The organism is Pseudomonas sp. BF-R-24 (genome assembly GCF_019947335.1).
GTDB lineage: Bacteria > Pseudomonadota > Gammaproteobacteria > Pseudomonadales > Pseudomonadaceae > Aquipseudomonas > Aquipseudomonas jessenii.
Genome location: NZ_JAGYGG010000010.1, coordinates 73403 through 96823, shown reverse-complemented (window position 1 = coordinate 96823; position 23421 = coordinate 73403). Strand labels below are relative to the sequence as shown.

Annotated in this window: 20 protein-coding genes; 8 read left to right on the top strand and 12 right to left on the bottom strand. The window is 60.8% G+C overall.

From position 1 onward, the window contains the following. Window positions 1-33 precede the first annotated feature (33 nt). From pqqF to KGA98_RS10695, 7 genes are all read left to right on the top strand, one after another. Complete coding sequence (pqqF, locus tag KGA98_RS10725) at window positions 34-2463, top strand: pyrroloquinoline quinone biosynthesis protein PqqF (protein ID WP_223502305.1); 2430 nt, start codon at window positions 34-36, stop codon at window positions 2461-2463. A 158-nt stretch (window positions 2464-2621) separates the two neighbouring features. Further along, a complete protein-coding gene (pqqA, locus tag KGA98_RS10720; protein WP_003444522.1) occupies window positions 2622-2696 on the top strand; it encodes a pyrroloquinoline quinone precursor peptide PqqA in 75 nt (24 codons plus the stop codon). Between the two features lie 81 nt (window positions 2697-2777). Then, a complete protein-coding gene (pqqB, locus tag KGA98_RS10715; protein WP_154861033.1) occupies window positions 2778-3689 on the top strand; it encodes a pyrroloquinoline quinone biosynthesis protein PqqB in 912 nt (303 codons plus the stop codon). 124 nt (window positions 3690-3813) lie between these two features. Continuing rightward, window positions 3814-4566 (top strand): pyrroloquinoline-quinone synthase PqqC, encoded by a 753-nt coding sequence (gene pqqC, locus KGA98_RS10710; RefSeq protein ID WP_223502304.1) that lies wholly within the window; start codon window positions 3814-3816, stop codon window positions 4564-4566. Next, a complete protein-coding gene (gene pqqD / locus KGA98_RS10705; RefSeq protein WP_015097086.1) occupies window positions 4563-4838 on the top strand; it encodes a pyrroloquinoline quinone biosynthesis peptide chaperone PqqD in 276 nt (91 codons plus the stop codon). Before pqqC ends, pqqD begins: the two co-directional genes overlap by 4 nt. Continuing rightward, window positions 4810-5982, top strand: coding sequence for a pyrroloquinoline quinone biosynthesis protein PqqE (gene pqqE, locus KGA98_RS10700; RefSeq protein ID WP_223502303.1), 1173 nt, complete (start codon window positions 4810-4812; stop codon window positions 5980-5982). The genes pqqD and pqqE overlap by 29 nt, the downstream gene beginning before the upstream one ends. Then, window positions 5948-7774, top strand: a complete 1827-nt coding sequence (locus tag KGA98_RS10695) for a S9 family peptidase (protein WP_223502302.1) — start codon at window positions 5948-5950, stop codon at window positions 7772-7774. The genes pqqE and KGA98_RS10695 overlap by 35 nt, the downstream gene beginning before the upstream one ends. Window positions 7775-7905: 131 nt before the next feature. On the opposite strand, the gene KGA98_RS10690 is transcribed toward KGA98_RS10695, so the two are convergent. Both KGA98_RS10690 and KGA98_RS10685 read right to left on the bottom strand, forming a co-directional pair. After that, window positions 7906-8064 (bottom strand): YqaE/Pmp3 family membrane protein, encoded by a 159-nt coding sequence (locus KGA98_RS10690; protein WP_003228885.1) that lies wholly within the window; start codon window positions 8062-8064, stop codon window positions 7906-7908. Window positions 8065-8270: 206 nt separating this feature from the next. Further along, entirely contained in the window at window positions 8271-9554 is a 1284-nt protein-coding gene (locus KGA98_RS10685; RefSeq protein ID WP_223502301.1) for an aspartate aminotransferase family protein, read from the bottom strand. Between the two features lie 169 nt (window positions 9555-9723). Between KGA98_RS10685 and KGA98_RS10680 the strand changes: the two genes are divergently transcribed. Further along, the gene (locus tag KGA98_RS10680; protein WP_223502300.1) at window positions 9724-10653 is read left to right on the top strand and encodes a LysR family transcriptional regulator; all 930 of its coding nucleotides are present in this window, start codon (window positions 9724-9726) and stop codon (window positions 10651-10653) included. 227 nt (window positions 10654-10880) lie between these two features. Here the strand turns inward: KGA98_RS10680 and KGA98_RS10675 are convergent, their stop codons facing one another. The 10 genes from KGA98_RS10675 to bioB all read right to left on the bottom strand — a co-directional run bounded on the left by KGA98_RS10675 (window position 10881) and on the right by bioB (window position 23382). After that, entirely contained in the window at window positions 10881-12659 is a 1779-nt protein-coding gene (locus KGA98_RS10675) for an acyl-CoA dehydrogenase C-terminal domain-containing protein (protein WP_223502299.1), read from the bottom strand. 263 nt (window positions 12660-12922) lie between these two features. Next, the gene (locus KGA98_RS10670) at window positions 12923-14719 is read right to left on the bottom strand and encodes an acyl-CoA dehydrogenase C-terminal domain-containing protein (protein WP_223502298.1); all 1797 of its coding nucleotides are present in this window, start codon (window positions 14717-14719) and stop codon (window positions 12923-12925) included. Window positions 14720-14804: 85 nt separating this feature from the next. Beyond that, window positions 14805-16097: a GGDEF domain-containing protein gene (locus tag KGA98_RS10665; RefSeq protein WP_223502297.1), complete on the bottom strand. Its 1293-nt coding sequence runs from the start codon at window positions 16095-16097 to the stop codon at window positions 14805-14807. 184 nt (window positions 16098-16281) lie between these two features. Then, window positions 16282-18087 carry a phenylacyl-CoA dehydrogenase gene (locus tag KGA98_RS10660; RefSeq protein ID WP_095944826.1) on the bottom strand — a complete coding sequence of 602 codons (1806 nt, stop codon included), beginning with the start codon at window positions 18085-18087 and terminating at the stop codon, window positions 16282-16284. Between the two features lie 276 nt (window positions 18088-18363). Beyond that, a complete protein-coding gene (locus tag KGA98_RS10655; protein ID WP_090451779.1) occupies window positions 18364-18660 on the bottom strand; it encodes a pyrroloquinoline quinone biosynthesis protein PqqE in 297 nt (98 codons plus the stop codon). Window positions 18661-18782: 122 nt separating this feature from the next. Continuing rightward, window positions 18783-19463 carry a dethiobiotin synthase gene (bioD, locus tag KGA98_RS10650; RefSeq protein ID WP_154946850.1) on the bottom strand — a complete coding sequence of 227 codons (681 nt, stop codon included), beginning with the start codon at window positions 19461-19463 and terminating at the stop codon, window positions 18783-18785. Beyond that, window positions 19460-20272, bottom strand: a complete 813-nt coding sequence (gene bioC / locus KGA98_RS10645; protein ID WP_223502296.1) for a malonyl-ACP O-methyltransferase BioC — start codon at window positions 20270-20272, stop codon at window positions 19460-19462. Before bioC ends, bioD begins: the two co-directional genes overlap by 4 nt. Then, window positions 20265-20996 (bottom strand): alpha/beta fold hydrolase, encoded by a 732-nt coding sequence (locus tag KGA98_RS10640; RefSeq protein ID WP_223502295.1) that lies wholly within the window; start codon window positions 20994-20996, stop codon window positions 20265-20267. Before KGA98_RS10640 ends, bioC begins: the two co-directional genes overlap by 8 nt. Beyond that, entirely contained in the window at window positions 20989-22167 is a 1179-nt protein-coding gene (gene bioF, locus KGA98_RS10635) for an 8-amino-7-oxononanoate synthase (RefSeq protein ID WP_223502294.1), read from the bottom strand. The genes KGA98_RS10640 and bioF overlap by 8 nt, the downstream gene beginning before the upstream one ends. 159 nt (window positions 22168-22326) lie before the next feature. Next, window positions 22327-23382, bottom strand: a complete 1056-nt coding sequence (gene bioB, locus KGA98_RS10630; RefSeq protein ID WP_090451787.1) for a biotin synthase BioB — start codon at window positions 23380-23382, stop codon at window positions 22327-22329. Window positions 23383-23421: the final 39 nt, after the last annotated feature.

Genomic DNA, 23421 nt, shown 5'->3' with positions numbered 1-23421 from the left:
TAGCATTGGCACTTCACTGTTCTGGAAGTGCCCATGCCCGCGCTGAATCACCCTCGCCCCCACACTGAAACCTTGGCCAATGGCCTGCAGGTGACGCTGCGTCATGCCCCGGATTTGAAGCGTTGCGCAGCAGCGTTGCGGGTCGCCGCAGGCAGCCATGATGTGCCGCTGGCGTGGCCCGGTCTGGCGCATTTTCTTGAGCATCTGCTGTTTCTGGGGACTGAGCGTTTTCCTGTCGGGCAAGGGTTGATGGCCTACGTCCAGAGTCATGGCGGCCAGGTAAACGCGCGGACCGGCGAACGCACCACGGACTACTTTTTCGAACTGCCACCCCAGGCGTTTGCCGGTGGGCTGGAGCGTCTGTCAGACATGCTCGCCCATCCGCGTATGAACCCGGACGACCAGCAGCGGGAACGGGAAGTGCTGCAGGCAGAGTTTGTCGCCTGGTCGCAGGATGCCAAGGCGCAGCAGCAATTTGCACTGTTCAATGGCTTGGCCGAGGCTCATCCACTACGGGGTTTTCATGCCGGCAATCGCGACAGTCTGCCGCTGCAACAACCCGAGTTTCAGCAGGCGCTGCAGGATTTTTATCAGCGGTTTTACCAGACCGGGCAAATGACCTTGAGCCTGGCCGGGCCACAGAGCCTCGTTGAGTTGAAGGCAATGGCCGAAGCCTTTGGCAGTGTCATTGCCAAAGGCCAGACAGCCACTCAACTGCCCCCAGTACCGCTGATGGACGCCTCAACCAACAGTTATCAACAGACTGGCGAGCGACGCCTGGATCTGCTGTTTGCCCTTGAAGTGCTACCCGATTTCTCTGCCGATGCGTTGGCGTTCCTGTGCCACTGGCTGAACCTGGCAAAACCCGGTGGCTTAATGGCGGACCTGCGCGAGCGCGGGCTGGCCGATCACCTCAAAGCCCAGCCGCTGTACCAGTTCGCCGGGCAAGCCTTGCTGCATATCGAATTCACCCTGCCCACCGCAGACCCGGCTTCAGGCATCCGCGAACGCTTGATGGACTGGCTCGGTTTCTTTGCCGCGCAAGACTGGAACCAATTGCGCGAAGAGTACGCCACCCTGCTCCAGCGCCAGCAGCAAGTCAGCGGCGCCTTGCAACTGGCCCGACTGGACAGCAAACAACGCGAAGTCGGGTTATCCGAGCCGGGTGTTACCGCCCTCAAGCAAATCCTTCAACAAATCGGCGCTGTGGATAACTTCAGCGGCCCATGGCAATTGCCGGCACCCAACCCGTTCTTGTGCTCCGAAGCACCGGCAGCCAACGCCGGATTGATTCGCGGCCAGACCAGCGCCCACCGAGGCCTGCGCACTTTTGCCCAGGACCGTTCGCGCAGCCGTCGTGAACGTTCGCCGATGCAATTCAGCCAGGCATGGCCGGACAACGGTGCTGAAGGCGCGATTTATCTGCGCTGGCGTCTGGACTCGGCTCCCGGTAGCCACCTTCAATCACGGCTGGAAAACTACCTGCAACCGTTGCGCGAAGACGCGCACCAGGCCGGTGTGGAATTTTCCTTCAGTGCATCGGGCAACGAATGGCTGCTCAAACTGAACGGGCTGCAGGAACCGATGCCCAGCGTCCTGGAGCATGTGCTGAAAGAACTGACAAAACCTGACGCCGCTGTCTCACAAGCCGAATCGACGAGCGTTGCGCCAATACCGATTCGACAACTGCTCAAGGCCTTACCCGAACACTGCCTCGGGCAGTCCGCGAACTCGGATGACGTGCAGCCACTCTGGTCGAGTGCGCGATGGGATGGGCTGGCCATCGGGTTATCGGCTCAGACACAAGCGGCCATGGGCCTGGCCTTGAGCCGCATACCCGGCACGCCGGACAATCAACTGACGCCGCCCTCTTCGATCCTTGCACGGCATCTGTGGAGCACTGTCGATACCGCCTCCAGCGAGCACGCGTTGCTGCTGTTCTGTCCTGCAGCCACCCAGGAAATGGCCGACGAAGCCGCGTGGCGTTTGCTCGCGCATGTCTGCCAGACACCGTTCTACCAACGCCTGCGGGTGGAGTTGCAACTCGGCTATGCGGTGTTCAGCGCCCTGCGGCAGATTCACGGGCAAACCGGGGTGCTGTTCGGCGTGCAATCGCCAAGCGTTGCGCCTGTGGAGCTGCTGCAACACATCGAGCAATTCCTGAATCGATTGCCGGACCTGATCAACGCACTCGACGACACCACCTTCAACGCTCAACGCCAGGCCCTGGCGGATCAGTTTTGCAGCGCTGTGCTCACCACGGCTCAAGCGGCCGAACTGCTCTGGCAAGGCAAACTGGCCGGCCGCTCGTCGGATTATCTGACGCACTTGCCCGAGGCCATTGTGCGCATTGACCGGAGCGTTCTACTGGCTGCGGCCCAACGCCTGAATCAGGCCGAAGGCGGCTGGCTGTGCCTTGCCAACAGCGTTACCCCGGGTGCGCCATGGCAAGCGGCAAAATGATCATTACCGGGGCTGCAAGGAGCTTTCTCAAAGTTTCACGGGCAATTTCTTTGAAATTTTGAGTAACATAGCAACCTAACTATCTGGAACCTCTCTGATTTGAGGTGGACTATACCTATAGATAGCGCTGTCCTACCCTACCTGAAGGAGTTCAATTTATGGCCTGGACCAAACCGGCTTACACCGACCTGCGTATTGGCTTTGAAGTCACCATGTACTTCGCAAGCCGCTAATCTCAGCTTTGGCAGAGATGCAGCACAACGCCTCGGTTATCCGAGGCGTTTTATTTTCAGCGTTGAAATGATGGAGCGTCCATGTTTGTCCAGATTCTAGGTTCCGCTGCCGGCGGCGGCTTCCCCCAGTGGAACTGCAACTGCGTGAACTGCGCGGGCTTTCGCGACGGCAGCCTGCGGGCCAAGGCGCGGACGCAATCGTCCATCGCGATTTCCGATGACGGCGTGAACTGGGTGCTGTGCAACACCTCCCCGGACATCCGCGCCCAACTCCAGGGCTTCGCCCCGATGCAGCCGGGCCGCGCCCTGCGCGATACCGGGATCGGCGCAATCATCCTGATGGACAGCCAGATCGACCACACCACCGGCCTGCTCATGTTGCGCGAAGGGTGCCCGCATCAGGTCTGGTGCACCGACATGGTCCATGAAGACCTGAGCACCGGATTTCCGCTGTTCACCATGCTCAACCACTGGAATGGCGGGCTGACCTGGAATCGCATCGAACTCGACCAGAGCTTCAGCGTACCGGCATGCCCGAACCTGCGCTTCACCCCGCTGCCGTTGCGCAGTGCCGCGCCGCCGTACTCACCACACCGCTTCGACCCCCATCCGGGCGACAACATCGGCCTGATCGTCGAAGACCTCAACACCGGCGGCAAACTGTTCTACGCACCGGGCCTGGGCAAGGTGGATGCAGGGCTTCTGGAAATCATGGCCGGCAGCGATTGCCTGCTGGTCGATGGAACGTTGTGGGATGACGATGAAATGCAGCGTCGCGGCGTCGGCACCCGCACCGGTCGCGAGATGGGACACCTGGCGCAGAGCGGCCCCGGTGGCATGCTCGAAGTGCTTGAGCAATTGCCCAACCAGCGCAAAGTACTTATCCACATCAACAACACCAACCCGATTCTCGATGAAGACTCGCCAGAACGCGCGGAACTGGATCGGCGCCAGGTTGAAGTGGCGTATGACGGCATGAGTATTGTGCTGTAGCGGATGACCCTATCGCGAGCAAGCTCGCTCCCACAGTTGACCGCATTCCCCTGTGGGAGCGAGCTTGCTCGCGATGAGGCCGGCAGCAGCAACACATATCCTGGTTGTTCCCCGGAGAACCGCAATGACTGACACCCCGATGTCCCACGCCGAATTCGAAGCGGCCCTGCGCGCCAAGGGCGCCTACTACCACATCCATCACCCCTATCACGTGGCGATGTACGAAGGCCGGGCCACCCGCGAACAGATACAGGGCTGGGTCGCCAACCGTTTCTACTATCAGGTGAACATCCCCCTGAAGGACGCGGCCATTCTGGCTAACTGCCCGGACCGCGAGATCCGCCGCGAGTGGATTCAACGCCTGCTGGACCACGACGGTGCGCCCGGTGAAGACGGCGGCATCGAAGCCTGGCTGCGCCTGGGCCAGGCCGTGGGCCTCGACCCGGACCAACTGCGTTCCCAGGAGCTGGTACTGCCCGGCGTGCGCTTCGCCGTGGACGCCTATGTCAATTTCGCCCGCCGTGCCAGTTGGCAGGAAGCCGCGAGCAGTTCGCTGACCGAACTGTTCGCCCCGCAGATCCACCAATCGCGCCTGGACAGTTGGCCCCAGCACTACCCATGGATCGACCCGGCCGGCTACGAGTATTTCCGCACGCGCCTGGGCCAGGCACGGCGTGATGTCGAGCATGGTCTGGCGATCACGTTGCAGCACTACACCACCCGTGAAGGCCAGGAGCGCATGCTGGAAATTCTCCAGTTCAAACTGGACATTCTTTGGAGCATGCTTGATGCCATGAGCATGGCCTACGAACTGAAACGCCCGCCGTATCACAGCGTGACCGGGGAGCGGGTCTGGCACAAAGGAATCACCTTATGAGTTTCGATCGCAGCAAGACCCCGACCTGGCGCCCCGGCTACCGCTTCCAGTACGAACCGGCGCAAAAAGGCCACGTGCTGCTGTACCCGGAAGGCATGATCAAGCTCAACGAAAGTGCCGCGCTGATCGGCGGTTTGATTGATGGTGAACGGGATGTCGCGGCCATCATCAATGAGCTCGACCAACAGTTTCCCGGCGTGCCCGAACTCGGAGACGACATCGAGCAATTCATGGAGGTTGCCCGTGCGCAGCACTGGATCGAACTTGCCTGATTCATCAAGGCAAGTACCGACCAAACCCGAGGTCGGCTTGCCGCTGTGGCTGCTCGCCGAGCTGACCTATCGCTGCCCGCTGCAATGCCCGTACTGCTCCAATCCGCTGGATTTCGCCGAGCAAGGCAAAGAGCTGAGCACCGAGCAGTGGATCAAGGTGTTTCGTGAAGCGCGGGAAATGGGCGCCGCGCAGCTTGGCTTTTCCGGTGGCGAACCGCTGGTGCGTCAGGACCTCGCCGAGCTGATCGTTGAAGCGCGCAAGCTGGGTTTCTATACCAACCTGATCACCTCCGGCATCGGCCTGACCGAACAGAAAATCAGCGACTTCAAGAAGGCCGGTCTCGATCACATCCAGATCAGCTTCCAGGCCAGTGACGAGCAGGTGAACAATCTGCTGGCCGGCTCGAAAAAGGCCTTCGCGCAGAAACTGGAAATGGCCCGGGCGGTGAAGGCCCACGGTTATCCGATGGTGCTGAACTTCGTCACCCATCGGCACAATATCGACCAGATCGACCGCATCATCGAGTTGTGCATCGCACTGGAAGCGGACTTCGTCGAGCTCGCCACCTGCCAGTTCTACGGCTGGGCGCAACTCAATCGCGTTGGGCTTTTGCCGACCAGGGAGCAACTGGTGCGCGCCGAACGCATCACCAACGAATACCGCGCAAAACTGGAAGCCGAAGGGCATCCGTGCAAGCTGATTTTCGTCACGCCGGACTATTACGAAGAACGCCCGAAAGCCTGCATGAACGGCTGGGGCAGTATTTTCCTGACGGTCACGCCAGACGGAACCGCCCTGCCCTGTCACGGTGCCCGACAGATGCCGGTGCAGTTTCCCAACGTGCGCGACCACAGCATGCAGCACATCTGGTACGACTCGTTCGGTTTCAACCGCTTTCGCGGGTACGACTGGATGCCCGAGCCGTGCCGCTCCTGTGACGAGAAAGAAAAAGACTTCGGCGGCTGCCGCTGCCAGGCGTTCATGCTCACCGGCGATGCAAGCAATGCCGACCCGGTATGCAGCAAGTCGCCACAACACGGCGTGATCCTCAAGGCTCGCGAAGAAGCCGGGCACGCGACCCAGACCATCGACCAACTGGCCTTTCGCAATGAACGAAACTCACGCCTCATCGCCAAAAGCTGAACCTTTCAGCGCTGCCAAAGCCGTGGCCGCCGGTATCGATTTTGCCGAACTGCAGGTCGGTCGACAGGGCCTGTTCTGGAACGAATACCGCCCCGAAGACGCTGCGTGCCGGATCTGGCATTGGCGTGACGGCGCAGCGAAATGCCTGACGCCACCAGGGTTCAGCGTGCGCAGTCGGGTGTACGAATATGGCGGTGGAGCGTTTTGTCTGACGGACGATGGAATCGTTTTCGTCAATGAGGCCGACCAGCAGTTGTATCGGCAATCACTGCAAGACGAAGCGCCCGAAAGGCTGACGTCCGGAGCGTGCCGTTATGGCGATCTGCAGTTCGCCAACGGGCAAGTGCTGGCGGTCGAGGAGCACCGCGATCAACACCGATTGGTGGCGATCGATCTGTTGGATGGCGCACGTCACTTGCTGGCCGAGGGTGCTGATTTCTACGCGGCACCGACACTGAGCCCGGATGCCCGGCGCCTGGCCTGGATCGAGTGGAGTCGCCCGGATCAGCCATGGACAGCGACCCGCTTGATGGTTGCCGAGCGCCTCGCCAACGGCGGCTTTACCGAGGCTCGTTGTGTGGCGGGCGACGGCACTCAAGAGTCTGTGCAGCAACCGCGGTTTGATGCCGGCGGTCGCCTGTATTGCCTGACGGATCGCGCGGGTTACTGGCAGCCATGGAAAGAATCTGAAAAAGGCCTGAGCCCATTGCCAAGTGCCAGCGCCGACCATGGCCCCGCGCCCTGGCAACTCGGCGGCAGCACCTGGTTGCCGCTTAGCGACAACAGTTATCTGGCCAGTTGGACCGAGGGCGGGTTTGGCCGACTGGGCATAGGCGGCGACTCCAGCGCCGACTTTACCGGCGACTACAGCCGCTTCCGCCATCTCGCCGTGGATGAGCAGTTCATCTATTGCATCGCGGCGTCGCCCGTCAGTTCAAACGCCGTCATCGCCATAGACCGTCAGAGCCGGCAAGTGCAAGTGCTGGCCGGCGGCATCGCACCGCTTGCTCCCGAACAGATCAGCCGCCCGCAAACCTTGCGCTACCCAAGTGGCTCAGGCGAAGCACACGGCTTCTTCTACCCGGCGATGGCCGGCGAGGCGAAACCGCCATTGGTAGTGTTCGTCCATGGCGGACCGACTTCGGCGTGTTACCCGATGCTCGATCCGCGTATCCAGTACTGGGCACAGCGGGGCTTCGCCGTGGCCGATCTCAACTATCGCGGCAGCAGCGGTTATGGCCGGGCCTATCGCCAGGCACTGCACCTGAGCTGGGGTGATGTTGATGTGCAAGACGCCTGCGCCGTGGTCAGTTTCCTCAAGCAGCGAGGCTTGATCGACGGCGACCAGGCGTTCATTCGCGGCGGTAGCGCCGGCGGCTACACCAGCCTTTGCGCCTTGGCCTTTCACAACGTATTCCGCGCCGGCGCCAGCCTGTATGGGGTCAGCGACCCGGTGGCGCTGGGGCGCGCGACCCACAAATTCGAAAGCGACTATCTGGATTGGCTGATCGGCGATCCGCAACTGGATGCCGAACGCTACGCCGCCCGCACGCCGCTGCTGCATGCCGGCAACATCCGCGTGCCGATGATCTTCTTTCAAGGAGAACTGGACGCCGTGGTCGTCCCGCAACAGACCCGTGACATGGTCACGGCACTGCAGGACAACGGCATCCTGGTCGAAGCGCATTACTACGCCGATGAACGCCATGGCTTTCGCAAGGCCGGTAACCAGGCCCATGCGCTGGAGCAGGAGTGGTTGTTTTATCGGCGGGTGATGGATTCAGTGGACTGAAGCCTGCGTTCATTGCCGAAACGGTGGCGTCCCCTTCGCGGGCAAGCCCGCTCCCACAGGTTCTGCTGCGTGCACAAATCCTGTGGGAGCGGGCTTGCCCGCGAAAGCGATCGATCTAACGCCGCAAAAATTCAGCGCTTGGCGATGATGTACACCGCATGCACGATCCCCGGAATGTAACCGCACAACGTCAGCAGAATATTCAGCCAGAACGCCCCGCCGAATCCTACTTGCAGAAACACACCCAGTGGCGGCAACAGGATGGCGATGATGATGCGAATAAAGTCCATGGGACAGCTCCTGATTGGGGGTGGACTCGTTCGAGCCCTACAGCTAATCGACCTGTGCCGTTTGTCAGGGTTCAGTCACTCTACTCCCAAGTTCCGCCCCTTCGTTGAATTTCGCAGACAAAAAAACGCCCCACGCCAAAAGTATCGGGCGTGGGGCGTGCGTATTACCGCGAGACGGTTCTGGAATGTGTACAGGGCGCGCCTGATCAGACGGCAATCCCTTTGCGGCACTGCAATTGCGCGGTTCGCACTCGGGAGAAGGCGCGCGCCAGGCGCAGGAGCATTTCATCGATGTTGGCGTTGCTGACATTTAGCGCAGGGGTAAAGCGCAGGCAGTCGGGTTGCGGGGAATTGAGCAGCAAGCCTTCGTACAGCGCGGCCTTGACCACCGCGTCAGCGGAGTCGTCCGACAGCGTCAGCCCCCACAGCAGCCCTTGTCCGCGCAACTCGCCGTGACCGTAACGATGGGCCAAACGCCCTAACCCTTCACGCAGGTGTTGACCGGCCTCTGCGACGTGCTTGAGGAAAGCCTTGTCCTGCACGGTATCGAGCACCGAAAGCCCCGCCGCGGTCATCAACGCATTACCGTGATGAGTACCCGCCAACTCGCCAATGTCGAAACAGCAAGCCTTGCCCCGCGCCAGCAGCGCGGCCAATGGCACGCCGCCTCCCAAGCCTTTGCCGAGCACGACGATATCCGCCGTGATGCCGCAGGACTGTTCCGCGAGCAAGGTGCCACAACGGCCGATGCCGGTTTGCACTTCGTCGAAGATCAGCAAAATGCCGAGTTCACGGCACAGGCGTTCAACGCCCTTGAGATAGTGCGCGGTGGCCGGGACCACGCCGGCTTCGCTCTGGATCGGCTCGAGCATGATCGCTACGGTCCGTTCATCCACGGCCGCATGCAACGCTGGCAGGTCATTGAACGGAACACGACTGAAGCCTGGCAATTGCGGCTCGAACCGGTTGGCCAATGTCGAACTGTCCGACGCCGAAATCGTCGCCAGGCTCCGGCCGTGGCAACCGTTGTTGGCCACAATGATTCGCGACGCACCGCCGCGATGCCGTTGACCCCATTTACGCGCCAGTTTGATCGCCGCCTCGCAGGCTTCGCTGCCGGTATTGAGCAGGTAGGCCTGATCACTGCCGGTGCTGGCACACAAATGTTCGGCGAGGCTGAGCATGCCGCGGTTATGCAGTCCAAAACCCGGGTTGATCAGCGACTGAGCCTGGGCTGTGATTGCATTGACCAGTACCGAAGGGCTATGACCGAGGCTGTTGGCCCCGCCGCCCTGGGAAAAATCCAGATACGCGCGGTCATCGCTGTCCCACAACCATGAGCCCTGGCCACGCACAAACACCTGTTTTGGCCGCTCGACACTGGGCATCAAATACTCACTGGAAAGGTTAACGCCTTGGGATGGCGGGGAGGCGTCCATGACCAGATCATCAAGACTGGGAGGACTGCGGCGCAGACTGAACAGGTTCATCTGAAAAAAACCCTTTTGAGGTTTTTTGCCTTACCTATGTAAATACCATCGAAGCAAAGGGTATTCATCGCGCTCTGTGGCCCTGTAAGCCCTGTGAATGCGGTTAGACTAGGCTCAGGCGAGGCGTTCAGCCATTTCGATTTCCCAGCATTTTCGATAAGTAATACTTATGGATTTCAAGCAACTGCGTTATTTCGTCGCGGTCTATGAAGAAGGCCACGTGGGCCGGGCCGCCGAGCGCCTGTCCATCTCTCAGCCGGCGCTGTCCCAGCAAATCCGCCACCTCGAGCAAAACCTCGATGTGAGCCTGTTCGAGCGCAGCAGCAAACGCCTGTTGCCGACCCTCGCAGCCCATACGCTGTACAACCACGCCCTGCCTTTGCTCGATGGCCTGCAACGGGCACGGGAAGCGCTCGGCAACTTCAAGGGTCAGGCACTGCGCACCCTGGCCATTGGTGTATTGCAGACCGTGCACACCAGCCTCGTTCCGCAGATGCTCGAGCGGGTGCGCAAGGCGCAGCCGCATCTGGTGGTGCAGATCTACGAACTGACCGGCCTGGAAATCGAGCGGCGACTGCTCAACGGTTCTCTGGATATCGGCATCAGCTACCTGCCACCCCGCCAGCCTGGCTTGCATGGCGTGATGCTGTACGAAGACGAACTGACCCTGGTCATCCCGGCAGAGCATCCGCTGCGTGAATTCAAGAAAGTGTCCATGAGTCAGGCAGCCGAACTGCCGATGTTGCTGCTGGGCGAAGAGTTTCAGATCAGGCAGATCTGGCAGGCACAGCTGACAAGCCTCGGACGTCGCCCACAGGTGCAAGCCGAACTGAACAACATGGCCGGCATCCTCGACAGCCTGCCTCACACACGCCTGGCGACGGTGTTGCCTGGACGCTCGCAAAAGACCCATGGCAACCACGAATTGCTGTGGAAACCCCTGAGCGAACCGCGAGTGCCTTTGAAAGTCGGCTTGGTGTGTCGGGATGTGCAACGGCAGCAGGCCTCGCTGGCATTGCTGCAGACATTGCTGGAAGAAGTGATAAATGGCCCGGACGGGCGCTTGAACAGCGCGCAGGCTCTGGATGGGTCAAGCTGAAAACTTTTCTTCAGGCAAAAGAAAACCCCGCCGAAGCGGGGCTTTGCAGACTGTTTCCCTGACATCCATTTCACTCCGCCGTCCTGGCAGAATCCTACGTGTCCCTGTTGTTGCTTTGCGCTTCCTGCGCTACGTCCATGAGAAGTAGATTAGCCGTGGATCCAATTTGCATCTATGGGAGAACAGCAGCACGTTATGTAAGAGAATGCTTACATAACGTTACTTCATCAGAATTGTCCCGCATCCAGCAGGAACAACGATTCGCTACCGGCCTTCACCGACGCGCTCAACGAGTGAATGCGCGGCAGCAGGCGGGCAAAGTAGAAGCGCGCCGTGCCCAGTTTGCTGGCGTAGAAATCGTCTTGCGCTTCCTTGCCGAAAGCCGCCTTGGCCATCAGCGCCCACATGTAGGCGTAGGCCACGTAGCCGAACACCTGCAGATACTCGACCGACGCCGCGCCGATTTCGTTCGGATTGGTTTTGACCCGGTCCAGCAACCACGCGGTCAGTTCATCGAGGGTGGTCACGGCGTCGTTCAGCGGCTTGGTGAACTCGGCGAGGTCCGCGCTGGCAGTCGCCGTGAAGTGACGAATCTCGTCGGCGAACAGGTTGTAGAACGCCCCGCCGCTGCCGACGATCTTGCGCCCGACCAGGTCCAGCGCCTGAATACCGTTGGTGCCTTCGTAGATCTGGGTGATGCGCACGTCACGCACCAGTTGCTCCTGGCCCCACTCACGGATATAGCCGTGGCCGCCGAAGATCTGCTGGCCGTGTACGGTGGTTTCCAGGCCGAGGTCGGTCAGGAACGCTTTGGCCACCGGGGTCAGCAACGCCACCAGGTCTTCCGCACGCTTGCGGGTGGCGGCGTCTTCGCTGAACTTGGCGGTGTCCAGTTGCATCGCCACGTAGGTGGAGAACGCACGCCCCCCTTCGTTCGAGGCTTTCATGGTCAGCAGCATGCGCCGCACGTCCGGGTGGACGATGATCGGGTCAGCCACTTTGTCCTTGTTCTGCGCGCCGGTCGGCGAACGGCTTTGCAGACGGTCGCGGGCGTATTCCACGGCGTTCTGGTACGAGCGCTCGCCCGTGGCCAGGCCCTGGATACCAACGCCCAGGCGTTCGTAGTTCATCATGGTGAACATCGCCGCCAGGCCTTTGTTCGGCTCGCCGACCAGGTAACCCACGGCTTCATCGAAGTTCATCACGCAGGTGGCGGACGCCTGGATGCCCATCTTGTGTTCGATCGAACCGCAGTTGGCCGGGTTGCGCACGCCCAGGCTGCCATCGGCATTGACCATGAACTTCGGCACCAGGAACAGCGAAATGCCTTTCGGCCCCGCTGGTGCATCCGGCAGCTTGGCCAGCACCAGGTGGATGATGTTTTCGGTCAGGTCGTGTTCGCCACCGGTGATGAAGATCTTGGTGCCGCTGACCTTGTAGGAACCGTCGGCCTGAGGCTCGGCCTTGGTGCGGATGATCCCCAGGTCGGTACCGGCGTGCGGCTCGGTCAGGCACATGGAACCGGCCCAGATGCCGGCGTACATGTTCGGCAGGTACGCGGCTTTCAGTTCTTCGCTGGCGTGGGCGTTGATCGACAGGCAAGCACCGGCGGTCAGCATCGGGTACAGGCCGAACGACAGGCTGGCGGAGTTGACCATTTCCTCGACCTGGGCCGAAACGGCTTTGGGCATGCCCATGCCGCCATAGGACGGATCACCACCGACACCGACCCAGCCGCCTTCAGCGTAGGTCTGATAGGCCTGTGGGAAACCTGCCGGCGTGGTGACGGCACCGTCCGCCCAATGGCAACCTTCTTCGTCAGCGGCACGGCTCAGCGGTGCGATGCTTTTGCTGGTGACTTTGCCGGCTTCTTCCAGGATGGCTTCGACGGTTTCTGCATCGACGGTTTCGGCCAGTGCAGGCAGTTCGGCCCAGAGTTTGGCGACCTCGAACACTTCATTGAGGACGAAGCGCATATCGCGCAGGGGCGCTTTGTAGTCAGCCATGGCAAACCTCGCAAGATCTATACAGGTGATTCACAGGAAGAGTGTTTTCGTTGGGTCGGAGTGTACCTCAACAACTTTTGCGACACATAGGGTCAACTCATGACCGTTTTGTTATTTTTAGTCATTGCCGTAGGCGGGAGTGAACGGATGAAACTGTAGGAGCGAGCTCGCTCGCGAAAAACCCCAAGGCGCCACTGGGCATCTGGTTTTACGCGTTATCGTTCACGACCATCGCGAGCAAGCTCGCTCCTACAGGGTAGGTGTCAGAGCGCAAATAGCTCCGCCGGCAGTTGCATCAGGCAATCGCTACCTGCTTCGACGGCTGCCCGATGAGCAGCAGTGCGTGGCAACAGACGCTTGAAGTAAAACTCGTTGGTCGCCAGTTTGCCCCGGCAGAAGTCACTATCACCGCTGCCCGCATCGAGCTGCGCCTGAGCCACCAGCGCCATGCGCAACCACAGGTAGCCGAGGATGATGTAACCGCTGTACATCAGGTAATCCACCGACGCAGCACCGACTTCGTCCGGGTTTTTCATCGCCGCCATACCGACCCTGGTGGTCAATTCACCCCACTGCTGGTTCAGTTGATTGAGCTGCGCCACATACCCGGCCAGTTGTGGATGCTCGGCGTTCGCCGCGCAGAACTTGTGGACGATTTTGGTGAAGCCACGCAGCAGTTTGCCCTGGCTGCCGAGTACCTTGCGCCCGAGCAGGTCCAGCGCCTGAATGCCGTTGGTGCCCTCATAGATCGGCGCGATCCGGCAGTCGCGTACCAGTTGCTCCATTCCCCACTCACGAATGAACCCGTGACCGCCAAACACCTGCATGCCATGGTTGGTCACCTCCAGCCCGGTGTCGGTCATGAAGGCTTTGCAGATTGGCGTGAGGAACGCCAGCAAGTCTTCGGCATCCCGGCGCGCCGTTTCGTCCGGGCTCAGGTGTGCAACGTCGAGCAACTGTGCGGTGAAGTAGGTCAGCGCGCGGTTGCCCTCGTTGAAGGCTTTCATGGTCAGCAACATCCGCCGCACATCAGGGTGCACGATGATCGGGTCGGCGGCCTTTTCCGGCGCTTTCGGGCCGGTCAGCGAGCGCATCTGCAAACGGTCGTTGGCGTATTTGATCGCGCCCTGAAAGCTCGCCTCCCCCAGACACAGCCCTTGCATGCCGGTGCCCAGTCGCGCGTGGTTCATCATGGTGAACATGCAGTTGAGGCCCTTGTTCGGCTCGCCGATCAGGAAGCCCTTGGCCTCGTCGAAGTTCAGCACGCAGGTGGCCGAGGCCTTGATGCCCATTTTGTGTTCGATCGAGCCGCAGGACACGCCGTTGCGCTCGCCTGCTTCCCCCGTCGCATCGGGCAGGTACTTGGGCACGATGAACAGTGAAATGCCCTTGGTTCCGGCCGGTGCGTCCGGCAATTTGGCCAGCACCAGGTGAATGATGTTGGCGCTCATGTCGTGCTCGCCGGCGGAGATGAAGATCTTGCTACCGGAGATCGCGTAACTGCCATCGGCCTGAGGCACGGCGCGGGTCTTGATGATGCCCAGGTCGGTGCCGCAATGGGCTTCGGTCAGGCACATGGTGCCGGTCCATTGGCCAGCGGTGAGTTTCTTCAAATAGGTCTGCTTTTGCGCCTCGGTACCATGGGCGTGGATCGCCGACATCGCACCGTGGGTCAGACCGGGGTACATGCCCCATGAGGTGTTGCTGGAAGCCACCATTTCGCTGATCACCAGGCCCAGAGAGATCGGCAACCCTTGACCGCCGTAAACCGGATCCGCCGCCAGGCCATGCCAGCCGCCCTCGACATATTGGGCGAATGCCTGCTTGAAGCCTGCGGGCGTCGTGACCACGCCATTGTCGAAATGGCAGCCTTCTTCATCGCCACTGCGGTTCAGCGGCGACAGTACGTTTTCGCAGAACTTCGCCCCTTCTTCGAGGATCGCATTGACCATGTCCGGGCTGGCATCGGTGGCCCCCAGCGCGGCGTAGTTGCTGTGAAAGTCGAAGACGTGGTCGATCAGAAAGCGCATGTCGCGCAAGGGAGCTTTGTACTCGGGCATGGTCATTCTCCGTCGGCAGATTTCTCCAACCTACTGCTGCCGACCACGCCTCACAATCACTTTGCGCTCGCTGAATGCGCCATCATCACTCAACCGTAGCGGCGTCCATGCGCACGGCGCCACGGCGGTTCTGCCCGAACGCCATCACGCAGTTGCGCCCGGCGCCCTTGGCGCTGTAGAGCGCCTGGTCAGCGGACTTGAGCACCTCTTCGGGGGTGCGTTGTTCGATCCGTTCGGCAACGCCGATACTGACCGTCACCGACACACTCGACGCACCGGAACCGGCACGCCGCTGGCGCCCCTGACTATCGTCCTGCGGGCGGTTTTCCTGATTGCGCAGCTGAATGTTGTAAGTGGCGATGGACTCGCGGATGACTTCCAGGTGCGGCATGCACTCTTCGAGGGTCTTGCCTGCAAACACCAGGGCAAATTCCTCGCCGCCATAGCGATACGCCTTACCGCCACCGCCGATTTTCGACAGCTTGCTGGCCACCAGTCGCAGCACCTGGTCGCCGACGTCGTGGCCGTGGGTGTCGTTGAATTTCTTGAAGTGGTCGACGTCGCTCATGGCCAACACGTAGTTGCGCCCCAAGCGTTGCATGCGCTCATTCAACGCGCGACGACCCGGCAGCCCGGTCAGTTCGTCGCGGAACGCCATTTGATAGGCCTCATGAGCAACGGCAGCGGCAATCATCAGCATCACCTGGCTGCACATGATGTTCAGCGTGAACGGCAGGATGAAGGTTTTCGGTAACATCCAGAACAACCCGAGCAGCCCCACCCATTGCGCGGCATGCAGCGGTCGCGGGTTGCGCCAGTATTGCCAGGCCAGCAGCAGGAACGCCGCAATGAACACCGGATAGGACAACTGGATCAGGCTCATCCAGGCGCCATGCAAGGCGGGCCAGCGAATCTCCGACAACCAGATCAGCAGCGCGTGCGGATAGCTTTGCTCAAGCCCCAGCGCCACGCTGCCGACCGCCAGCAATACGGCGAAACGCGCCACCATGTCCTGAAACAGATGGGTGCGCTCCTGCCATGCCGCGAAGATGCCAAACAGCAGCGGCAGCAGCAGGCAACACAAATGAAAGACCACGGCGGCGTCGTCGCGCACCTTGCCGTTGTCGCGGTAATAGTCAGTCTGGGTGTCGAGCAGGAAGTAGGCGATGTACACCGTGACCATCAGAAACAGTTCACGCTGGCGTCGGTATACCGCGCAATAGGCGCCACCGAGCAACAACACCAGGGTGGGCAGCACGTTGAACAGCGACGTGAAGAAGACGTTCAGATCCTTGATGTATGCAGCCGCTAGCCCCGCCAGTAACAGCAGCAATGACGGTAGGAAGTGACTGAAACGCACAACGGAAGAACGCGGCAAGGGTAAAGCTCCGACCGGTCAAATCAATTGATGGCAATGTGCCAACCACTGTAACGGCAGAAAGCCTGAGTTGCTGAGTGAATTACTGAGGTATTTTTTAAAGGGCTTCCACGGGCAACCTTTAAAGCCAAAAAAGCCGCTGCTCCCGAAGGAACAGCGGCTTTTTCAAGTGCTTCGCTAAGGCTTAGTAGCCCAGATCGAAGTTCTCTTCTTTCATGTCCATCAGGTTGTTGGCGCCCGACAGCATGGTTACGACGTGAGTGCGGGTACGCGGCAGGATGCGCTGGAAGTAGAAGCGCGCAGTCTGCAGCTTGGCGGTGTAGAACGCCTCTTCGGAAGTACCGGCAGCCAGTTTCTCGGCAGCCAGGCGCGCCATGTCAGCCCAGAAGTAGGCCAGGCAGGCGTAACCGGAGTACATCAGGTAATCCACGGAGGCCGCGCCGACTTCTTCGCGATCTTTCATGGCGGCCATACCGACCTTCATGGTCAGCTCGCCCCATTCCTTGTTCAGTGCAGCCAGCGGAGCGACGAACTCTTGAACCGCTTCGTTGCCTTCGTTGGTCTGGCAGAACTTGTGGACGATCTTGGTGAAGCCTTTCAGAGCCTCGCCTTGGGTCATCAGCACTTTACGGCCCAGCAGGTCGAGTGCCTGGATACCGGTGGTGCCTTCGTACAGCATCGAGATGCGGCTGTCGCGGACGTTCTGCTCCATGCCCCACTCGGCGATGAAGCCGTGGCCGCCGTAGATCTGCACGCCGTGGTTGGCCGATTCGAAACCGACTTCGGTCATGAAGGCTTTGGCGATTGGAGTCATGAACGCCAACAGTGCGTCGGCTTTCTTCTTCTCTTCTTCGTCCACGCCGTACTTGACGATGTCGACCTGCTTGGCGGTGAAGTAAACCATCGCGCGGTTGCCTTCGGCGAATGCCTTCATGGTCAACAGCATGCGGCGTACGTCAGGGTGCACGATGATCGGGTCAGCGGCTTTGTCCGGTGCTTTCGGACCCGTCAGCGAGCGCATCTGCAGACGGTCGCGAGCGTATTTCAGGCCACCCTGGAAACCGACTTCAGCGTGGGCCAGGCCTTGCAGCGCGGTACCCAGACGTGCGGTGTTCATGAAGGTGAACATGCAGTTCAGGCCTTTGTTCGCCGGGCCGATCAGGAAGCCGGTAGCGCCGTCGAAGTTCATCACGCAAGTAGCGTTGCCGTGGATGCCCATCTTGTGTTCCAGGGAACCGCAGGACACAGCGTTACGCGCGCCAACCGAACCATCGGCGTTGGGCATGAACTTCGGCACGATGAACAGGGAGATGCCTTTGGTGCCGGCCGGGGCATCCGGCAGGCGGGCCAGTACGATGTGGACGATGTTGTCGGCCATGTCGTGTTCACCGGCCGAGATGAAGATCTTGGTGCCGGAAACCTTGTAGGAACCGTCGGCCTGAGGCTCGGCCTTGGTGCGCAGCATGCCAAGGTCGGTGCCGCAGTGCGGCTCGGTCAGGCACATGGTGCCGGTCCACTCACCGGAAACCAGCTTGGTCAGGTAAGCCTCTTGCTGCTCAGGGGTGCCGTGCTCGGAGATGGTGTTCATCGCACCGTGCGACAGACCCGGGTACATGCCCCACGACCAGTTGGACTCGCCAACCATTTCGCTGATGGCCAGACCCAGGGACTCCGGCAGGCCTTGGCCGCCGTGCTCTACGTCGTGAGCCAGGCTTGGCCAGCCACCTTCGACGAATTGCTTGTAGGCTTCCTTGAAGCCAGTCGGGGTCTTAACGCCGGACTCGCTCCAGGTGCAGCCTTCGAGATCGCCCACGCGGTTCAGCGGAGCCAGTACCTGCTCACAAAACTTGGCGCCTTCCTCAAGAATGGCGTCAACCATGTCCGGAGTTGCGTCGGCACAAGCCGGAAGGCTCTGATAGTGCGCTTCGTAGCCGAGCAGCTCGTCACGAACGAAGCGAATATCACGCAAGGGGGCCTTGTAGTCAGGCATAGCGATAAACCTCTGCTGATGTAACCGGGAATGAACGACCGCATTGATTTGTTGTTGCGATCAAACAGTTGTTTGAAACATACGTTTACGCCCAAATCTTGTCAAGCGCCGATCTTTTTCCGTTCGTCACCGCCGATCAGGCACATCTGCGCGCAACCGCACGACGGACATTGACCGAGCGAGCCACCATGCAGAAAAGATTAGTTGAGTGAGAAGGACTTACGCAGAAAAACGCCGCGAACAGGCGCGGCGTTGGAGAGACGGATTCAATGAGGATCAGGCGAAAGTATCGATCAGCGTTCCGAGCACTTCGTCGGATGCCTTGGCGACTTTGGCGCCCAGTTCGACCTGAAATTTGCCTTGGGCCATTTCGACCACATTGCTGGCCAGGTCCGATTGCCGACTGCGATCAACCGATCGCAGACGATCGACCTGCGCCTCGGAGGACTGGCTGGTGACCGAGCGCTCGATCGTCGTGTTGGCGATCTGCCCGGCGGCTTGATCGACACGGTTCTGCCCTGTCTGAAGAGTGCTCAGACCGGCATAAAAAGCGGTGTTTCCTGAGATTTCCAAGGGAGAACTCGTCCTTTCAAAGGATCAACAGTGACCATTGAAGCAGAGTGGCCGGCAAAACACTCGACAAAAACACTAATGGCACAGTGCCTTCCCATAGGCAAAGCCCGAAGCCACTCGCCTCAGTCCAACAGGTCCAGTTGCAAGTGCTCGGCCACCGCCTCGGCCGTAACGGCCTTGAGTTTCGGCACACGCCCCAGGCACGGTGCCGGGAGGCGCTCGGCCAGGGTAGCCAGGTTTTCTTCCAGCCGCGAGGTCTTCGGGTCGATGATGTTGGCCACCCATCCCGCCAGTTGCAAACCGTCCCGGGCAATCGCTTCGGCGGTCAACAAGGCATGGCTGATACACCCCAGGCGTACACCGACCACCAGGATCACCGGCAGCTTCAATGCGATGGCCAGGTCCGACAGGTTGTCCTGATCCGCCAGGGGTACGCGCCAGCCGCCGGCGCCTTCGATCAGGGTGAAGTCCGCCTGCATGCCCAGAATCTGCCGCATCGGCGCCAGCAACGACTGCACCGTCAGCGCCACGCCCGCCTCTCGCGCCGCCAGATGCGGGGCAATGGCCGGTTCGAAGGCCATCGGATTGACCTGTGCATAGGTCAGCGGCAGCGAACACTGCGCCAGCAAGGCCAGCGCATCGGCGTTGCGCAGGCCTTTAGGTGTCACATCGCAACCGGAAGCGACCGGCTTGCCCGCCGCCGTGCTCAAACCCGCCGAACGCGCCGCATGCAGCAACCCCGCAGCGATCGTGGTTTTACCGACATCGGTATCCGTGCCGGCGATGAAATAGGCTGCGCTCATAAGGGTTTCTCCAAAACGGCGTACACCACTTGATAAGTCGCCGGCAGACCCTGGGCCTGACGAAACTGTTCGTAAGCCTCGATCAAACCCAAAATCCGCACCCGGCCGGTCAAGCCACCCGGCCGCCCGGGATTGAGATTGTGCGCACCCAACGCCTTGAGTTCATGGGTCAGGCTGCGCACATCCGGGTAATACAGCACGTGCGCAAGGTTTTGCAGACTGACCGCCCTCAAGCCGCTGGCCGCACACAGTTGTTGATAAACACCAAACTCGCGGAAGCGGTTGACGTGCACCATGCCGTCGACTTCGCGCCAGCTGTCGCGCAATTCAAACAACGTCCCTACACACAGACTAGCAAACGCGAAAATGCCGCCCGGTTTCAGTACTCGAAAGGCTTCACTGAGCACCGAGTCGAAGTCCGCGCACCACTGCACCGCCAGGCTGGAGAAGATCAGGTCGCAAGACGAATCCTGCAGTGGCAGTCGCTCGGCATCGCCGGCCACGAAGTGTGTGGCACCGCCCAATGGCCGGGCGTGGTTGAGCATGCCCTCGGCAATGTCCAGCGCCACCCCGTGGCTGCCCGGAAATCGCTCACCCAGGGCACGACTGAAATGCCCGGTGCCACAGCCCAGGTCCAGCCAGCGCTGCGGTACGAAGTCCTGCGGCAAGCGCCCGAGCAATTGGCTGCCCACATCACGCTGCAGCTCGGCCACGCTGTCGTAGCTTGCTGCCGCGCGGGAGAATGAGGCTGCTACCTGGCGCTTGTCGGGCAAGGCGCCGGGCAGATTGGGAAGGGATAAATCAGTCATCGCCGGACTCATGCAAAAAGGCCTGGATCGCCCCCGCCACACCGTGGGGATCCTCCAGGAGAAACACGTGGCTGGCCTGTTCAATCAGACCGATTTCGACATCCGGCAGCAATGCCAACAACTCGCCCGCCGCTTCCACCGGCACCAGCCCGTCGAGGCCGGCGAACAGATGCAGTTGCGGACCACGGAACGATTGCAGCGCCTGTCGTGTATCCAGTTGCGCGAGCACTTGCAGACCACTCAGCAACACCGGCGCAGCGGTGTTCGGGGCGCCGCCGAGCAACAATCGCGACAATCCGCGTGGGTCTTCGGCGCCTTGGGCGCAAAGCAGTGAAAAGCGTTTCAAGGTCGCGCGCGGATCGGCTTCACATCCCGCCAGAAACGCATCGAAGGTTTCCCCGGACATGGCGCTTGTCCATTGATCATGAGCGACAAAAGAAACGTTGCTGGCCAGGGTGAAAACACCACAGCAGCGATCGCCACGCCGGGCCGCCAATTCGCAGGCGAGCATGCCACCCAATGACCAACCGCCCAGCCACACGTCTTGCGGCAAGGTCGAATCAAGCTCATCGAGCCACTCTTCAAGATCGCTCGACTCCAGCTCCGGCAACGGCTCGATCTCGACGCGCAGGTGCTCATCCAAACCGCGCAGGGCCGCCGCCAGAGGCTCCAGCGGTGAAACGCCAAGGCCCCAGCCGGGCAGCAGGATCAGACGATCACGCATGGCTTGGCTCCAGCTTCAGTTGTTGAAAACAATCGGCCAGTCCGTTTAACAATAGCTGTACCTGAGCCTCACTGTGGGCAGCCGTCAACGTGACCCGCAGCCGGGCACTGCCGGCGGGTACGGTCGGCGGGCGAATCGCGGTCACCATCAACCCGCGTTCACGCAGCATTTGCGAAAGTCGCACCGCTCGCCCCGCGTCACCGATCATGATCGGCTGGATCGGCGTGAAGCTGTCCATGAGTTCCAGGCCAATCTGCTCGGCACCTTTGCGGAACTGGCGGATCAGCGTCTGCAAATGCTCGCGGCGCCAGTGTTCGCTGCGCAGCAGTTCCAGGCTTTTCAACGTGGCGCAGGCCAGCGCGGGGGGCTGGCTGGTGGTGTAGATGTAAGGGCGGGCGAACTGGATCAGGCTTTCGATCAACTCTTCGCTGCCAGCCACAAAGGCGCCCGCCGTTCCGAACGCCTTGCCAAGGGTGCCGACCAGCACCGGAACGTCATCCTGGCTCAAGCCAAAGTGTTCGACGATGCCGCCACCGTTGGCACCCAGCGGTCCAAAACCATGGGCATCGTCGACCATCAACCAGGCGCCTTTGGCCTTGGCTTCTCGGGCCAGCGCCGGCAAGTCGGCAATATCACCGTCCATGCTGAACACGCCGTCGGTGACCACCAGCGTATTGCCGGTGGCTTTTTCCAGGCGCTTGGCCAGGCTCGCCGGGTCGTTGTGCAAGTAGCGATTGAACCGCGCGCCGGACAACAGCCCCGCGTCGAGCAGCGACGCATGATTGAGCCGGTCTTCGAGCACCGTATCACCCTGCCCCACCAACGCCGTGACCGCGCCGAGGTTGGCCATGTAGCCGGTGGTGAACAGCAACGCCCGCGGGCGACCGGTCAGGTCGGCCAACGCTTCTTCCAGGGCATGGTGCGGGGAACTATGGCCGATGACCAGATGCGATGCCCCTCCGCCCACACCCCACTTCGAAGCGCCGGCACGCCAGGCTTCGATCACTTGCGGATGATTGGCCAGGCCCAGGTAGTCGTTGTTACAGAACGCCAGCAACGGCTGGCCATCGACCACCACTTGCGGCCCCTGCGGGCTTTCTAGCAGCGGGCGCTGTCGGTAGAGGTTTTCGGCACGACGGGCAGCAAGGCGTGCGGCGAGATCGAAAGACATGCAGGCCTCGACTATCAAATGACATAGAGCTTTTTGTGGGAGCGGGCTTGCTCGCGAATACGGCCTGACATTCAACAAAGATGTTGACTGATACACCGCCTTCGCGAGCAAGCCCGCTCCCACAGGGTTTTGCATTCATTCAGTGGAAGCAGTGATTGCTCAAACAGCCGCGTTGTAAAACTGCTCGCTGCTCTTCTGTTCCACCAGCGCCTGCTCGATAGCTGCCTGATGCACCTCGTCGGCGTGCTCTTCGCGGGCTTCCGGCAGGATGCCCAGACGCGAGAACAGTTGCATGTCCTTGTCGGCCTGCGGGTTGGCGGTGGTCAGCAGTTTGTCGCCGTAGAAAATCGAGTTGGCACCGGCGAAGAACGCCAGGGCCTGCATCTGCTCGTTCATGGCTTCGCGGCCGGCGGACAGGCGCACGTGGGATTGCGGCATCAGGATGCGCGCGACGGCGAGCATGCGGATGAAGTCGAACGGATCGACGTCGTCGGCATTTTCCAGCGGCGTACCGGCGACTTTCACCAGCATGTTGATCGGCACCGACTCCGGATGCTCAGGCAGGTTGGCCAACTGGATCAGCAGGTTGGCGCGGTCGTCCAGCGACTCGCCCATGCCCAGAATGCCGCCGGAGCAGATCTTCATCCCGGAATCACGCACGTACGCCAGGGTTTGCAGGCGTTCGCTGTAGGTGCGGGTGGTGATGATGCTGCCGTAGAACTCCGGCGAGGTATCGAGGTTGTGGTTGTAGTAGTCGAGGCCGGCCTTGGCCAGCGCTTCGGTCTGCTCCTGATCCAGGCGACCGAGGGTCATGCAGGTTTCCAGGCCCATGGCTTTCACGCCTTCGACCATCTTCAACACGTACGGCATGTCCTTGGCCGACGGATGCTTCCACGCCGCGCCCATGCAGAAGCGGGTCGAACCGATGGCCTTGGCGCGAGCGGCCTCTTCGAGGACCTTCTGCACCTCCATCAGTTTCTCTTTTTCCAGGCCGGTGTTGTAGTGACCGGACTGCGGACAATATTTGCAATCTTCCGGGCAGGCGCCGGTCTTGATCGACAGCAGGGTCGACACCTGGACGCGGTTGGCGTCGAAATGCGCACGGTGCACCGTCTGCGCCTGGAACAACAGGTCATTGAATGGCTGAACGAAGAGTGCTTTGACTTCGGCCAAAGTCCAGTCATGACGCAGGGTGGCAGTGGTGCTGGCGCTCATGGGCGTTTCCTTTGAATTATGCTTTGGCAGTCGGCTGGG